Genomic DNA, 14,362 nt, shown 5'->3' on the forward strand with positions numbered 1-14,362 from the left:
GTGTTACAACTGTTTTGTTATTTGTCGTATTTTGAAAGCAAATTTAGTTGGGATTCTGATTTTATATTTGAAAAATTCAAGATAATTAAGAGTAAGAGTGAAATAAAATTTGAAAATCAGAAAATACTAAAAGATTTAAGCTCAGCAGTTGCGCTATGGACTGAAGATAATGGGCTCTATTCTTTTGCACATAGATCTCTACAAGAATATTTCGCTTCATTATTTGTTAAACAAATGACTTTAGAAAGTAAAGAAATAGTATATAAAAAAATATTAAGCAGATTTAAAAGAAATCATTTTTTGTTTGAAACAGATAATTTCCTTTCATTACTGGAAGAAATGGATGAATTGGAGTTCAATAAATTATATCATTTGCCGCTACTTCTTCAAATTAGGGATTTATTAGATTTTTCAAGTAGTAAGAGTTTATATTTATCATTCTTAAGAAGTTCATTTTCAAAAATTAGAGTAGATGATGAATACAAGATCGTAGGGGGAGAAGTCGGTAATGGTTACAGTAAGTTAGCTTCTTTCAAGATAAATTATTTACACAAGCTACATTCAGTAATAGCTGAAGCCATCAAAAATATCAACAAAGAAAATTTGTCTCAGGAAAAAGCGATAGACGGTGGAATTCACTGGGAACTTTTATTGTTAAATGAGTTACCAAAAGAATTTGTTGACACAACATATGAAGAAGTACTTAGATTAGCTAATTTGTACAAAAAATATCTATTTAAGGAAATAGAAAAAACAGAGTCTTTCATTGAAAAATCAGAGAAAAACGATATAGATTTTGCAGATCTCATTTAGTATGAATATCGAACCATGAAAATATCAGACTATATACATACGCTGCATAGAGATCGAAATTCTTACCCTGATATATTCAGAGTAAGAATTTTTGCTAATAATACATATTCATACTGTGTTTTAACTGATTTGAATGATATGTGAACATGTAACTCAATTACACAGTACATTGAGTTCGCTTACCAAGATTTAGTTTCGAAAGGCCTAATACTACCTGAATGTATTTTAATAGAGCATTACGATGCTGAAAAGAGAAAAAGCCTCTAGTCTCTCAATCAACCTGCTTTATCGTTAGTATGACGCCGAATCCGTCTGGATCAGTTAACTCAATGCCGTTTTCATTCCAATAAGGATTTTGTGAGGTGATCGGTAGTATATCTGCCTGTTTCGCTCTGTCTATAATGGTTTGGATTTCCTCTTCGCTATCTAAGTAAAATACGATCAAATCGTCCTTGTCAGGATGATGGTTTGCTTTACTAGCGGAATAGGTAAACTCCATATGCCACTCTTGATTGGGAAATCCTAAAAAAACACCATCGTAACCATTATGGTCTTTGAAGCCGCCAAGCTTTTCTAGTCCAATAATGTTTTGATAAAAATCAATAAGGGTGTCCAAATTATTGGTGTGTCGTGCATATCGAAATTTCATAAATATCCTTACTCATTTAGGAGGAGCGGTATAGAGTTCAAATCAGTGACAACCAAATAAAGACAAAATGAGGATAACAGTGATCGCATAACTGTCTTCGAACTGCCCATGATATAAACAATTCAAGCACTTATTTATTGTACACAAAAAAATGAGCCAATCATCCAAGCCACCAAAAAGATGACTGAGAAAACTGACCCATTTTTATAACTTTATTTTTTTAACGTTTGCTATTAATTCAACTGCAACGATCCTTTCGCGTTCATCAGCAGCTCAACCACATCATCACCGCTAATCACCTCAAAGCGTTTGTCGATGTCTGCTTCTTCCAAACCATTGTGTTTCATGCAGGCACCGCAGACCAATACTTGACCGCCTTTCTCGATAAAGCTTCTAGCAATTCGCCAGCAGGTTCAAATGGCGCGCCAATATTGACGCCATTTAATGCATCCGGCAATGCCAAATGTACGGCATCTACCATCAATATCACTGAGGCAGAATGACCTTTTTTAAGTGCGACACCTGCCATAGTAAATGCTAAGGTGATTTTGCTTGGATTTGATTCACTATTATCAAATAATGTACCGACATAATCCGTCGTGTTAGCCATATTATTCTCCTTATAAGACTGTTTTAATTAGATAGTATTTAGTTGAGCTGAGTATGATGCTCACTACTATCCTAACATTTAATATATGTATTTATATAATGTATTGTTAGGAAATAGTAGTTATAAGGTTAACTGATTGTGAATAGGTGTTTGTGACTTATGAATAAAGCTAAATAATAAGTTCTAACTTTGCGGTGGCCACGGACGATCAGCATCACTGACGATCCATTCTGCCACATAGCCACTCGGTGGCAACTGCCAATCTGCTTGCCCCAATGAGGCTAGTACACGTGCTGTTTCTATCACCTTACCTTTTTCAGTCACGCCCGTCCGCAGTAGAGCAGAGGAGCAAGGCTTACCCTTTACCCACATCGATTGCTCAATATATATCCAGCGCTCATCAAAGCCGACGATATGCGTTTTCATGGTGACTTTATCAAAGGCGCGAATCCGCTTGCGATATTGAATGGTGCTACCAGCAACGACCAAACCCCAACGCTGCTTGAGCAGTTGGCTACCAAGTCCGCTACGTACCGCAAAGTCTGTACGCCCCATATCAAAAAGGGTGAGCACGCGACCATTATTCATCTCTAAGAAATTATCAATGTCCGTCAAACGACAGCGAAAGCTAATCTCACTGGTGTCTTTAAATGTTAAAGTATTGCCTTTTTTCACTTGTAGCGCGGCATGAGCATGGTGCTGGCATAACGGATAAATGGATACATAAAGCAGTCTCAAAGTATTTTTGGATTATAAGTTATTTAGTTGTATTAGATTCTACGCCGATATGGTTAAAATAAGCGCTCACAGTTTCAGGTATCCAGTTGATATCAAATCTTGATTTTTTATAAAGATGCGGTGATTTGTCTTTATCAGCGCGATAACGAATGAAGCCCACATGCCCGCCGTGTTCAGTGTCTACAATAGTGACACTGTCAGACACATCATTTGGCGTGGCGGTAAAACCAAGGAAGGGGTCGTCTTTGGCACTAATAAGTAACAATGGTTTCGTTACTTTTATTAAATAAGGCAGGGCTGATGAGGTTGATAGTAGTGGTTATTAGAGCGGTAGCCGTGACGCGGCGCGGTAAAGATATCGTCAAAGTCACTGATGCGATTGACCGCTTTGATCGAGTCGATCTCCTCTTTGCTGATGTCATTGGCTAAGGCTTTTTTGATAATCGGGTTGAGCAAATAAGGGGTGTAAATTCGATGGCTCAAAAAGCTGTGCATACTAAGCGCCGCCGATGACATATCGACGGGAGCGGAGAGGACCACAGCGCCTTGGCAGATTGCTTTATCACCATATTCGCCCATGTATTTCGCCAACGCGTTACCACCCAGTGACACCCCAACCGCATAAATATTGGCGTATTGTTGACTTAGGTTTTGCAGCGCGTGATGTACTTCATCTGTATCGCCCGCATTATAAAAAACCCGACCATTAGCAGGAATGCCGCCACAACTGCGGAAGTGCGCCACCACACAGTGCCAGCCTGAGCGTGCATCTGATGCGTCAAAGCACGTGCATAATGGCTGTCGCTACTGCCTTCCATTCCATGAAACAGGACGATTAATGGCGTTTGTTCACACTCGCCATTTTCTACGGTGGCGATAGGATGCGCATCATAAAAGTCATAAGCAATATCACTTTCATCCAACGAGTCTTTTTCGACCACACGGCGATAAGTAGGCGTTTTGGGCGCAAAAAACTTAGGAAGGATACTTTGCAGGTGCGGATTGGTCAGCCAAAAGGGCGGCTTAAAAGGCGCTGGAGAGAAGGGTTGGCTCGGTTTTGAAGTTAGCGAATTTGAGGTTGGCATAAAGGTATCTTATTTAATGGGCGTTAAAATCATCTTTAACAATCAGTGCCTTATCATACCCATGGCAGTTATCAAAACCAATAAGATTTAGTGAATGCTCGGTGAACGCATGATTACTCATTCACTTTTTCGATGCATCTAATACGCGCCCATCCATCGCCAGACGTTCTTTTAAATGGTCGATATCTGCCTCAGCAATCGTGACGGCCAATGTCACTTGTTTACTATAAGCGACATCATCGACACTGCCATTTAAACTGTCGACCACATAGCGGCATTGTGCTTCGGTCGCAAACTCTGCCAATATCTGCACTTGTACCATTGGAACATAACGGCTTAAATCCATCTCATCGACGACTGCTTGCGCTGCGCCTGCATAGGCACGGGTTAGACCGCCAGCGCCCAGTTTAATACCACCAAAATAACGCACCACGATGATAATGACGTTACCGATCGCTTTATGCTGCAACACATTTAATATCGGGCGACCTGCCGTACCATTTGGCTCGCCATCATCATCAAAACCAGCACTGGTGGTGTTATTGGGGTCACCAATGATATACGCCCAGCAGTGGTGACGCGCATCGGCATATTGCTCGCGTAGTTGTTCCACGTGAAACATTGCCTGTTCACGCGAAGTGACTGGATAAGCGTAAGCAATAAACTCGGATTTTTTAATTTCTAAGCGCGCAGTGACTGCTTGTTTTAGCGTTTGATAGCTCATATTTCATCAGGTCTAGGTTGGATATGGTAAACTTGTCTAACTTTCACTGTCGTCCATATTGGGTGCAGTGTCTCTATATTTTTCATTATAGTACCACTTCTAAGCAGTGAAGATAGCCAGCAACCGACGTGCAAGCGCTTAGGCTTGATGTCTTACATGCTAGGCTGCTGACTGCGAGTGTGTATCCCAAAACGAATGGTAGGCAATATATGCGTCTAGATAAATTTTTGAGTAAAGCCACTGAGCTATCGCGTAAAGAATCTAAAAAAATTCTGCACGCTGGTGAAGTGACGGTAAATGATCAAGTCATTAAAGACCCCGGTGTCCATGTCGATGTCGTCAATGATGATGTGATTTGGGCAGGCGAGCATTATCGGTCGCTGCGGGCAGTCGTTATATTCTATTACATAAGCCTGAAGGCTTTGAATGTACACTGAAAGTGAAAGAGCATCCAATTGTCACTGAACTGATTGCGGTGCCAGAGCTTGGTAGTTTGCGCATTGCAGGGCGTCTCGATGTTGATACGACCGGCGCATTATTGATGAGTGATGACGGTAAGTGGTTGCACCGTGTCACCAGCCCTAAGCATGAACATGCCAAAATTTATGAGCTGACTTTAGCAGATGCGATGGATGAAGCGGCGCAAGCCAATGCCGTCAAAGAAGTCGCTGAAGGCATTCTTTTAGAAGGCGATCATGAAGAAACAAAACCTGCGGTTCTAGAATTTATTGATGAGACCCATGCGCGTTTGACGCTTGAGCAAGGTAAATATCATCAAGTAAAACGGATGATGGGTTACTTTGGCAATCGAGTGGTTGAGCTTCATCGCGCTAGTGTCGGTCATATTACTTTGGAAGGATTAGAGAAAGGCGACAGTCGCTTTTTAACACCTGAAGAAGTCGCTAAGTTCTAAGTTTTTCATCTTGAAATGAACTCGCAAGCACATCTTTACCATCAGCAGCCACTTCACGTGTGCTGCTTTTTTTGACCGTAGTTTTAACCATAGTTTTTAACTATAGTTCTTATCTATCACTTTTACCCTGTTATGTCTCGCGTGCACACTGTGTTGCCTATCTCTTAAAGCTCAGTAGCAGTTTTGCAAAATTGAGCCGTTAAACCTTTGCAAAAGTATTCCTTGTGCTAAAGTCTGCCTATCTTTTTTTAATCTATTTTTTTACATAATATCGTTATCTTTATTAAAAGTAGCTATTGTTAGAAACCGATATTGTTAGAAACGGCTATTCTTAAGATTGAGTGTTGTTAAAATTAAAGGTTATTAAAAATCGTTGTTACTGAAGCTCGCTGTTATTAAAAGCTGTTTTTGTTGAAACCAGATAGGACTGTCTCTGTGAAATCATCTCTATTAAAATCTGCCAGTTTAATTGGCGCCATGTTATTGGCAACCACCGCTTGTGCCCAGTCTAGTGATACTACGGCTACTAACCAAAAAGCGAGCCAGAGTACTCAAAATACAAAAGCCGCTGGCACTGTTAGCAAGTCTGTTGACAGTCGCTTGCGCCAATTGCTCACTCAGGCAGGGATCAAAACACAAATTAGCTCTATTGTGCCGTCAAACTTACCCAATATGTATCAAGTCAATTTGGCGGGGCAGTTGCCTTTGCATATCACTGAAGATGGCAAATATGTCATTCAAGGCGATCTACAAAAGAATCCAAGCAAGCGTGCAGTCACCAAGACGCCAGCGCGTAGCACCAGTGCGCAGGCAGGCAAACCTGTCAGTGCGAGTGTTAAAGCTGATATATTGGCAAATATGGATGCGCTGAAAAATATGAGCACTAAGACGCCGTTCTTTTATACCGCAGTGCCAGGCGTGATTTGGGGTGCGACATTAGAAGGCGTGCCTTTTTTACTATCGGATGATGCACAATATATTACTGATGGCGAGATATCAGTGATTGAAAATGGTCAGTTTATTGGGCTCGATGAGGAGTTTGAAAAGCGTAAAAATCAGTCTGTGTTTGCAACTTTAGATGAAAGCCAGCTGATTAATTATCCAGCGACCGGCTCTGAGAGAGCGGTTATTTATGTGGCCAATGATGTCAACTGTCCTTACTGCCGCCGCTTGCATCAGCAGCTACCGATACTTAATGCCAAAGGTGTGACGGTCAAAACCATTGGTTATCCGATATACGAGCAGTCCCCTGAGCAAATGCGTGGGATTTGGTGCCAAGGTGACGAGGACAGCCGCCGCAACGCTTTTGATAAAGCAATGTTGCAGGGTGAAATGACACCTGCACCAGCAAGTTGTAAAGTCGATCATGTGACGCTCAATCGTGAAAAATCAGCAGGGCTTGCGGTGATGGCAACGCCTGCTATCTACCGTGAAGATGGCGTGCTGTTTCAAGCGAGCTTTGAGAGTCCTGAGTTTTTAGAATTTTTGAGTGTGCAGTAGCTCACACAGATGTTTAATCTCGCATAGATGTTTAATAAAGTTATGAATAAAAAATGTATTAAGAGATGACATTCCTTAATATTAATAAAAAACCGCCACATAAGTAATCTATGTGGCGGTTTTTATTACCTATAACCGTTAAGGATATCAAGTCTATTGTGGCAACACGATATCAACGATTTTCCAATCAATTAAGCCGTTACGCTGCATCTCGATGGTGAGCGGATAACCTTTTACCTGACCGCTAATAGTGAAGCAATTAATACCGCAATAGCTTAATTTGGGCTTGTCACTGTCAGACCCTTGCGCTACCTGTTGCTCCAGTTCAGCGGCTTGTTTCTCCATGATTTGCTGCATTTGGCTTTTGACCACTGCATCCACATCACCGCGCTGGATGATAAGATTTTGAATCAAATTTTTGAGATCGACTTGATTACTAGCGATTGCCCATGCGGCGGCCAGCTCTTTGGTTGCGGTATTGGCCTGACCTTGGGTATTGATGACTTTTTCGATATTTTGCGGTGTTATAGCACCATCTACCGCCTGCGTGATAAAGCTATTGGCGGCTTGGGTTAATGCTTCGCCGCCCAGCTCAGCGACCAATGGATAATTGCTCATAGTCGCCGTAAACTGACTGGTGAGTTGGTTTTGGATACTAGGTCGCACTTGCTCATAGTCGATCGCTGCGGCGATGGTCGCGCCGTCTTTGGCATCGTAGGCATTTTTAAGCTGATAGGCGCTGTAATAGGGCGAGCCTGCATAGACAGCGACGGCAATGACGATTAATAAAATAATCAGCTTTTTCATAAAAATCAAACCCTTATCGCAAAACAAAAACGTAATGATGGTCAGATTTAATACTGGTGAGTATAAATCTAAAACCCCAAAAATATAGCGATAAATATTAGCATGGCTGAGCCTTTTTAAGGTATGAAAACCTTTGTTCATTCCTTAATAAAACCTTTTTGTATGGTCAAGCGCACTATAGTGGATACTTTCCCTGCCTAAGCGCTTGATAAATCACCATAGCATCTCCATAAATAGCGCAAACTTTTAATAATTGATTTGGCTAAGCAGCATCCCGCCGTATTCGCTTGTAAGATTCATAGCAGTATCACCTCTTTTCTCTCACTATTTATGATGTTTCATGTGAAACCTTTGAGTGCCATAGTGAGTCGTATTAAGGTGGTGGTTGACTAGAACTACTGAATCGACTGTCCGGTGGACTGTAAAGACGATAGGAGAGCCCATGAGTAAGCGCGATTTTTATGAAGTATTAGGTGTGAGCAAGATCGCTGAAAGCAAAGAAATTAAGCGAGCTTACCGCAAGCTGGCTATGAAATATCACCCTGACCGTAACTCTGATGATCCAGATGCTGAGGATAAATTCAAAGAAGCATCCATGGCTTACGAAGTACTAAGCAGCGAAGAGAAGCGCTCTGCTTACGATCGCATGGGTCATTCAGCCTTCGAAAATGGTATGGGTGGCGGCGGCTTTGGCGGTGCAGGTGGTGGCAACTTCCAAGATATTTTCGGTGATATTTTCGGCAACTTTGGCGATATCTTCGGTCAGCAGCGTGGTGGCGGCGGTGGACGTTCGCGCCGTGGCTCAGATTTGCGTTATGTGATCGAGCTGACTTTAGAAGAAGCGGTACGTGGCTGTAAAAAAGAAATCAGTTTCACAGCGCCTGCGCCATGCGACACGTGCGATGGTAAAGGGGCAAAAAATGCCTCTGATATCGTAACTTGTCAGACCTGTCATGGACAAGGTCAAGTGCGTATGCAGCAAGGATTTTTTGCCGTGCAGCAGGCTTGCCCACATTGTGGCGGCACTGGTAAACAAATCAAAAATCCGTGCTCTGACTGTCACGGTAATGGCGTTAAAGACAAATCACGTACGCTAGAAGTGTCTATCCCAGCGGGTGTTGATGATGGTGATCGCGTCCGTCTAGCAGGCGAAGGTGAAGCAGGCGGCGCGGGCGTCCAAAACGGCGATTTATATGTTGAAGTACGCGTAAAACCGCACAACGTCTTTACCCGTCAAGGGGCTGATTTATATATGGACGTACCTGTGAGCATCACCGATGCAGCGCTGGGTAAAGAGGTCGAAATTCCAACCTTAGATGGTAAAGTAAAAATCAAGGTTGCCGAAGGCACGCAAAGTGTAAGTTGCTACGTGTGCGCGGCAAAGGCGTGACGCCAGTACGCACCACCATGAAAGGTGATTTGATTTGCCGTGTGGTTATCGAAACCCCAGTGAACTTAACTCGCGAGCAAAAAGACCTGTTGCGCCAGTTCCAAGATACGCTTGACGGTGATAGCAAGCATCAGCAGTCGCCACATAAGAAGTCATTCTTTAAAAAGATTGGCGACTTATTTGATTAATTGAGTTGTTTCAATAACTCGTTTGGTTAAATAACTAGATACAAAACCCCCAGTGTTTCATGTGAAACACTGGGGGTTTTTATTGACGCTATAAAAAACCATTCAGGTGGTGATATTTGCTAAACTTAGCATCATAACATTTAAAACCTTTCTTATTAATATAGAGCTTTTAGGATAAAAATATGAGCCAACAGATAACAGCGCAAGAAAATACAAATAAACAAGCCATCAAAGTCGGGGTTATTGGTGCTGGTGGTCGTATGGGGCGTATGCTAATAGAGGCAGTACAAGACAACTCGCAAACGATATTAAATGCCGCGATAGAACGTCAAGGTTCAAGCCTTGTTGGTGCAGATGCTGGCGAAGTCGCCGCTATCGGTCGCTTAGAGGTACAGATTGTCGATGATTTAAAAGTTGTCATTAATGACATCGATGTACTCATTGACTTTAGCTTGCCTGATGCCACTGAACAAAATATGCAGATTTGCGCGGTAAACAATGTCGCGATGGTTATTGGGACGACAGGATTCAATGAGCAGCAAGAGCAAGTATTGGCAAAAGCCAGCGAGAAAATTGCGATTGTCTATGCTGGTAACTATTCAACAGGCGTTAATCTGTCATTAAAGTTGCTCAGCATGGCCGCGAAGGCATTTGGCGAGGATGCCGATGTAGAAGTCATCGAAGCACACCATAAGCATAAAATCGATGCGCCATCAGGCACAGCATATATGATGGCAGAAGCGTGGCAGAAGCTCGTGGACAGAATCTAAAAGACGTCGCTGTTTATGGCCGCGAAGGACAAACGGGCGAACGCAAAGCAGGTACTATTGGTATTCATGCTATTCGCGGCGGTGAAATCATTGGCGATCATACCGTGATGTTTATTGCCGATGGTGAGGTGGTTGAAATTACCCATCGTGCCCGCGCGCGTATGACTTTTGCCGCGGGTGCCGTACGTGCCGCGACTTGGGTTATCAAACAAGAGGTCGGGCAATATAATATGCAGGACGTGTTGGGTTTGAATGACTAGATAGCGTTGAATATCTGAACAAAACTAATGGTAATAAAAAACGCGCTCATGATGGGCGCGTTTTTTATTACTCATCTCTGATGTACTCGTCTATGTGACCGTAACTGGAGAATGTTAGCATTGTTTTTAGAGGGCAGATAGCCGACATACTTTACGACTTATCTTGCAAATTTTTCATAAATTGTTCTTTACTGCGTGTCATCTCTATTTTCAACCAGTTTTTAAATATAACCTTCCTTTCATCTTCGTAAAAAGGGTAGTAGGACAATAAATGATAAGAAGAACTGTCCGCTACGGGAGGATGTACCAATTCTAAAAATTGATGTGAGATTTCCTTTTCCACCATAAATATTGAAACAATAGCTGTTCCTAAACCAGCTAAACATCCCTCAATACACAAATAGAAATGTTCTAACACCATGTGTTCGTACGATAAAATGTCACTACTCACCAACTTAGACTTATTTATGTGTTGCCATAAATGTGGTCGAGAAGAAGTAAGTAAAAGTTTATTGGTCTGATCCGTTCTAGTGTTGCGAACAGCAACTATGTATTCTTCAATAATTTTTTCATGAAATATATTCTTGTCCCATTCAAAATCATTTCTGCGCAAGGCAATATCGATAGATTTTCCTTGAAAGTCTACGATTCCACCACCCGTCAGTAACAAAATTTCAAAGCCATAGTTTAGTGAGTTAAATTCAGCCAAACGCGGTATCAACATTTCATAGAAATGGTAGGTTCGCAGGATAGTACCAATTGTTTCTTTTCATATTGTTGATTCTTCAAATCGACAAGGCAATCGTCTAATTTTGCAAAAATCTGCTGGCAACAGGCGAAAAGTAAGCTGCCATTGGATGTAAGTACGAGCTTCTTGTTCACTCTATCAAATAGAATAAGACCTAAAGCATCTTCTAGATTTTTAATCTGTTTGCTTACTGCGCTCTGTGTCACAAATAATTTTTGAGATGCTAACGTCACGCTACCATGCTGTGCAACGTAATAAAAAAACTTTAGCGAATTTAAGGATATCTTTTCTATCATGCCAAAAACTCATAAATACTCATGTAAATAACTCAATTTTAGTTTACTGAAAAATATAGGAAGATACAACTAAATTGAATAACTACATGAGGTAAGTGTGAAAAACACAGGAAATATAGCTAATAGAAGTATAGAGCTAAATAAATTTAATAATATTGATAAGTTTGTATCCATCTTAGAAGATGTAGGATATGTTTTTATTGATAGTAAATTATTCCAAAAGCTACAAGATTATAGGAATAACAAAGTAGTTTTAAGAGATGTACTAGTTGTTACTTTTAAAGAGATAGACAAATGACGGAATTTTTAGCCGTTATTATGATTACTATTCTTGCTGTCATCAGTCCAGGCGCTGATTTCGCTATCGTAACCAAGAATAGCTACTTATATGGGCGCTCTATTGGTGTATTAACTTCTATCGGTATAGCGTTAGGAGTATTAGTCCATGTCGCTTATACCTTGTTAGCCGTTGCCATTGTCATGGAGTTTGCGCCCAATTTTTTGACTATCATAAAATATCTTGGTGCGTTTTATCTCATTTATATTGGTTATAAAACATTTAGACAAAAACCTGTAAAGGACGTGGGTTCTTCTACCTGCATTAGTTCTGCACAAGCGTTACGATATGGTTTCTTTACGAACGCCCTGAATCCTAAGACTACCTTGTTTGTTATTAGCACCTATACGCAAATAGTTAGCGCTATCACCCCAAAATCTATTTTAATCGGTTACGGGCTGTTCATGTCTGTAGCTCATTTCATATGGTTTGCTCTAGTGGCTTTATTGTTCTCTCAGCGTACTTTAAGAGAAAAAATGTTAAATAAACAAGTAGCGATCAATCGAGTGATTGGTTTCATATTAGGTTTGTTAGGTGTGTTTTTGCTCTTTACAAACTTAAACTAAGGAGAGTCAAAATGAATAAAGTAGCCTTTATTGATATGGAAGGTGTCTTAGTCTCAGAAATATGGAAGTTTTTAGCTAAGCGCCTAGATATATCTGAGCTAAGCATAACAACAAGGGAAGTAGAGGATTATCAAAAACTGATGCTATATCGCATAGCTGTTCTAGAAAAGCATCAGATTACTCTGCCAAAAATACAAAGTATTATCGGGCACTCAATCCAATTGAAGGAGCAAAAGAGTTTCTGCATGCATTAAAGATGAAAGGTTTTGAGATTAAGATTGTGTCAGACTGCTTTCATGAATTACTTGAAGGATTCTTGCAGCAAATCGAAGTTCCAATGGACATTGTATATTGTCATCGTTTACAGGTCGATAGTGCAGGTTATATTAATAAAGTGCTATACAGTCGCCAGCATGGTAAACATGAGATTATAGGAAAATATCCTTTATCATTGGGAAATAGTATGGCAATAGGCGATGCGTTTAATGATTTTAGTATGTTAGAAGCCGTATCTCATGGATACTTATTCTCACCTTCAAAAGAGGTCTTAGAGAAAGCTTTACCTACATTTAATATCGTAAATAGCTATCAGGAGGTTGTAGATTCTATTGGCATAAAATTTTTCGATAATAATGCCTTTTGTCAGGGACATGGTAAGTCATAGATGCTCCGTTACTGGACTCAATAAAAGGGTACTTTTACAAGAGACCTACTGTCAATGGAAAACGCGCCCGTCATGAGCGCGCTTTTTATCGATAATAATTTATTGCAGATTAGTCAACGTAGATCACTTCTAACGGTGGAAAACCATTAAACTCAATAGATGAATACGAGTTAGTATACGCACCCGTGGTCAACCAAAAGATTTTATCACCAATCTCCAGCTCTTCTGGCAATTGATAGCCCGCTTCTTCATACATGATATCGGTCGAATCACAAGTAGGACCTGCCAGTACACAGTGCCTTTGCTGGTTGACGTTTCCATCTTAGGCGTATAAACCGGATACTTGATGGCTTCACCCAAAGTCTCGATTAAGCCTTGGAATAAGCCCACATCGGTATACACCCAACGTGTTAAATCTGTGTGTGACTTACGTGAGATAAGCACCACGTCACTGACCAATACGCCCGATCCACCAACCAATGAACGACCTGGCTCAAGGATAATCTCAGGCATGTCCTCTTCACTATAGTCGTCTGTCAAATAACGAGCGATCTCTTCAGCGTAGACTTTTATAGGGTTCACTTCACTGATATAGTTGGCTGGAAAGCCGCCACCCAAATTGATCATTTGTAGCTTAATATCTTCTTCGTTTTTCATCCAGTCAAACATGTATTTGACCTTGGCTAGCGCATCATCCCAAGCGGCAACGTCTTTTTGCTGACTACCGACGTGGAATGAGATGCCATAAGGCACTAGACCCAAATCACGAGCTTGAATCAACAGCTCAATCGCCATATTGGGATGACAACCAAACTTACGAGACAATGGCCATTCAGCGGTCTCAGACCCTTGTACTAAGATACGCACAAAGATTTTTGAACCAGGAGCGTGCTTGGCAATATTTTTTAAATCGGCTTCTGAGTCAGTCGCATACAAGTCAATACCTTTTTCAAAGGCATATTTGACATGCTCCGCTTTTTTAATGGTATTGCCATAAGAGATACGCGATGCTCAACGCCGCAGTCTAATACGCGATCAAGCTCATAGATGGAGGCACAATCAAAGTTTGAACCAAGATCAGCAAGCAAGTTAATCACTTCAACAGCAGGACTGGCCTTCATTGCATAATGGATTTTTGCATTGGGAAAAAACCCAACCATTTCATGATATTGGGTTTTGATACGGCTAAGGTCCACGACCAAAAATGGCGTCTCGCGACCTTCAGCAGCTTGAGTGAATTTCTGCCAGCCGGCAGGGTCAAAATATTGGTCAATTTTGATCATGGTCATGGTAGGAAACCTTTA

The 14,362-nt window shown here is 41.2% G+C and carries 12 protein-coding genes and 7 pseudogenes; 9 read left to right on the forward strand and 10 right to left on the reverse strand.

Translation table 11 applies throughout. The features are described 5' to 3' along the window. Nucleotides 1-813, forward strand: an 813-nt coding sequence (locus tag TT12_RS10805) for a hypothetical protein (protein ID WP_207804054.1), incomplete at its 5' end; no start/stop codon positions are given. A gap of 271 nt (nucleotides 814-1,084) precedes the next feature. Here the strand turns inward: TT12_RS10805 and TT12_RS10810 are convergent. The 6 genes and pseudogenes from TT12_RS10810 to TT12_RS10830 all read right to left on the reverse strand — a co-directional run bounded on the left by TT12_RS10810 (nucleotide 1,085) and on the right by TT12_RS10830 (nucleotide 4,619). Then, nucleotides 1,085-1,462 carry a VOC family protein gene (locus tag TT12_RS10810; protein WP_045454792.1) on the reverse strand — a complete coding sequence of 126 codons (378 nt, stop codon included), beginning with the start codon at nucleotides 1,460-1,462 and terminating at the stop codon, nucleotides 1,085-1,087. 233 nt (nucleotides 1,463-1,695) lie between these two features. Next, nucleotides 1,696-1,809 carry a hypothetical protein gene (locus TT12_RS19430; protein ID WP_243443609.1) on the reverse strand — a complete coding sequence of 38 codons (114 nt, stop codon included), beginning with the start codon at nucleotides 1,807-1,809 and terminating at the stop codon, nucleotides 1,696-1,698. Next, nucleotides 1,806-2,072 carry a DsrE family protein gene (locus TT12_RS10815; protein WP_243443610.1) on the reverse strand — a complete coding sequence of 89 codons (267 nt, stop codon included), beginning with the start codon at nucleotides 2,070-2,072 and terminating at the stop codon, nucleotides 1,806-1,808. The genes TT12_RS19430 and TT12_RS10815 overlap by 4 nt, the downstream gene beginning before the upstream one ends. 183 nt (nucleotides 2,073-2,255) lie before the next feature. Next, a pseudogene (locus TT12_RS10820) lies at nucleotides 2,256-2,797 on the reverse strand (acyl-CoA thioesterase). A gap of 32 nt (nucleotides 2,798-2,829) precedes the next feature. After that, nucleotides 2,830-3,895: pseudogene (locus TT12_RS10825) on the reverse strand (YheT family hydrolase). 121 nt (nucleotides 3,896-4,016) lie between these two features. Continuing rightward, entirely contained in the window at nucleotides 4,017-4,619 is a 603-nt protein-coding gene (locus TT12_RS10830; RefSeq protein ID WP_045454795.1) for a YigZ family protein, read from the reverse strand. Between the two features lie 209 nt (nucleotides 4,620-4,828). Here TT12_RS10830 and TT12_RS10835 point away from each other — a divergent pair. Beyond that, nucleotides 4,829-5,532 (forward strand): annotated as a pseudogene (locus TT12_RS10835) (pseudouridine synthase). 435 nt (nucleotides 5,533-5,967) lie between these two features. Next, nucleotides 5,968-7,032 (forward strand): disulfide isomerase DsbC N-terminal domain-containing protein, encoded by a 1,065-nt coding sequence (locus TT12_RS10840; RefSeq protein ID WP_045454798.1) that lies wholly within the window; start codon nucleotides 5,968-5,970, stop codon nucleotides 7,030-7,032. Nucleotides 7,033-7,185: 153 nt separating this feature from the next. Here TT12_RS10840 and TT12_RS10845 read toward each other — a convergent pair whose 3' ends face one another. Further along, nucleotides 7,186-7,839: a DUF2939 domain-containing protein gene (locus TT12_RS10845; RefSeq protein WP_045454908.1), complete on the reverse strand. Its 654-nt coding sequence runs from the start codon at nucleotides 7,837-7,839 to the stop codon at nucleotides 7,186-7,188. A 442-nt stretch (nucleotides 7,840-8,281) separates the two neighbouring features. On the opposite strand from TT12_RS10845, the pseudogene dnaJ reads away from it, so the two are divergent. Together dnaJ and dapB are read left to right on the forward strand one after the other, a co-directional pair. Beyond that, nucleotides 8,282-9,417: pseudogene (gene dnaJ, locus TT12_RS10850) on the forward strand (molecular chaperone DnaJ). Nucleotides 9,418-9,599: 182 nt separating this feature from the next. Beyond that, nucleotides 9,600-10,447 (forward strand): annotated as a pseudogene (gene dapB, locus TT12_RS10855) (4-hydroxy-tetrahydrodipicolinate reductase). A gap of 151 nt (nucleotides 10,448-10,598) precedes the next feature. On the opposite strand, the pseudogene TT12_RS10860 reads toward dapB, so the two are convergent. Next, nucleotides 10,599-11,491 (reverse strand): annotated as a pseudogene (locus TT12_RS10860) (LysR family transcriptional regulator). A gap of 97 nt (nucleotides 11,492-11,588) precedes the next feature. On the opposite strand from TT12_RS10860, the gene TT12_RS10865 reads away from it, so the two are divergent. From TT12_RS10865 to TT12_RS15625, 4 genes are read left to right on the forward strand one after another with little or no spacing between them, the layout of a single operon-like run. After that, nucleotides 11,589-11,789, forward strand: coding sequence for a hypothetical protein (locus TT12_RS10865; RefSeq protein WP_045454801.1), 201 nt, complete (start codon nucleotides 11,589-11,591; stop codon nucleotides 11,787-11,789). After that, the gene (locus TT12_RS10870) at nucleotides 11,786-12,394 is read left to right on the forward strand and encodes a LysE family translocator (RefSeq protein ID WP_045454804.1); all 609 of its coding nucleotides are present in this window, start codon (nucleotides 11,786-11,788) and stop codon (nucleotides 12,392-12,394) included. The genes TT12_RS10865 and TT12_RS10870 overlap by 4 nt, the downstream gene beginning before the upstream one ends. A gap of 11 nt (nucleotides 12,395-12,405) precedes the next feature. Continuing rightward, nucleotides 12,406-12,648: an HAD family hydrolase gene (locus TT12_RS15620; RefSeq protein WP_207804055.1), complete on the forward strand. Its 243-nt coding sequence runs from the start codon at nucleotides 12,406-12,408 to the stop codon at nucleotides 12,646-12,648. A gap of 2 nt (nucleotides 12,649-12,650) precedes the next feature. Beyond that, the gene (locus TT12_RS15625) at nucleotides 12,651-13,058 is read left to right on the forward strand and encodes an HAD hydrolase family protein (protein ID WP_243443612.1); all 408 of its coding nucleotides are present in this window, start codon (nucleotides 12,651-12,653) and stop codon (nucleotides 13,056-13,058) included. A gap of 109 nt (nucleotides 13,059-13,167) precedes the next feature. Here the strand turns inward: TT12_RS15625 and TT12_RS17495 are convergent, their stop codons facing one another. Then, complete coding sequence (locus TT12_RS17495) at nucleotides 13,168-13,314, reverse strand: hypothetical protein (protein ID WP_243443613.1); 147 nt, start codon at nucleotides 13,312-13,314, stop codon at nucleotides 13,168-13,170. Further along, nucleotides 13,248-14,347: pseudogene (locus TT12_RS10880) on the reverse strand (type III PLP-dependent enzyme). The gene TT12_RS17495 and the pseudogene TT12_RS10880 overlap by 67 nt, the downstream one beginning before the upstream one ends. Nucleotides 14,348-14,362 lie beyond the last annotated feature (15 nt).

It is taken from the genome of Psychrobacter sp. JCM 18903 (genome assembly GCF_000586475.1).
Taxonomy (GTDB): Bacteria; Pseudomonadota; Gammaproteobacteria; order Pseudomonadales; family Moraxellaceae; genus Psychrobacter.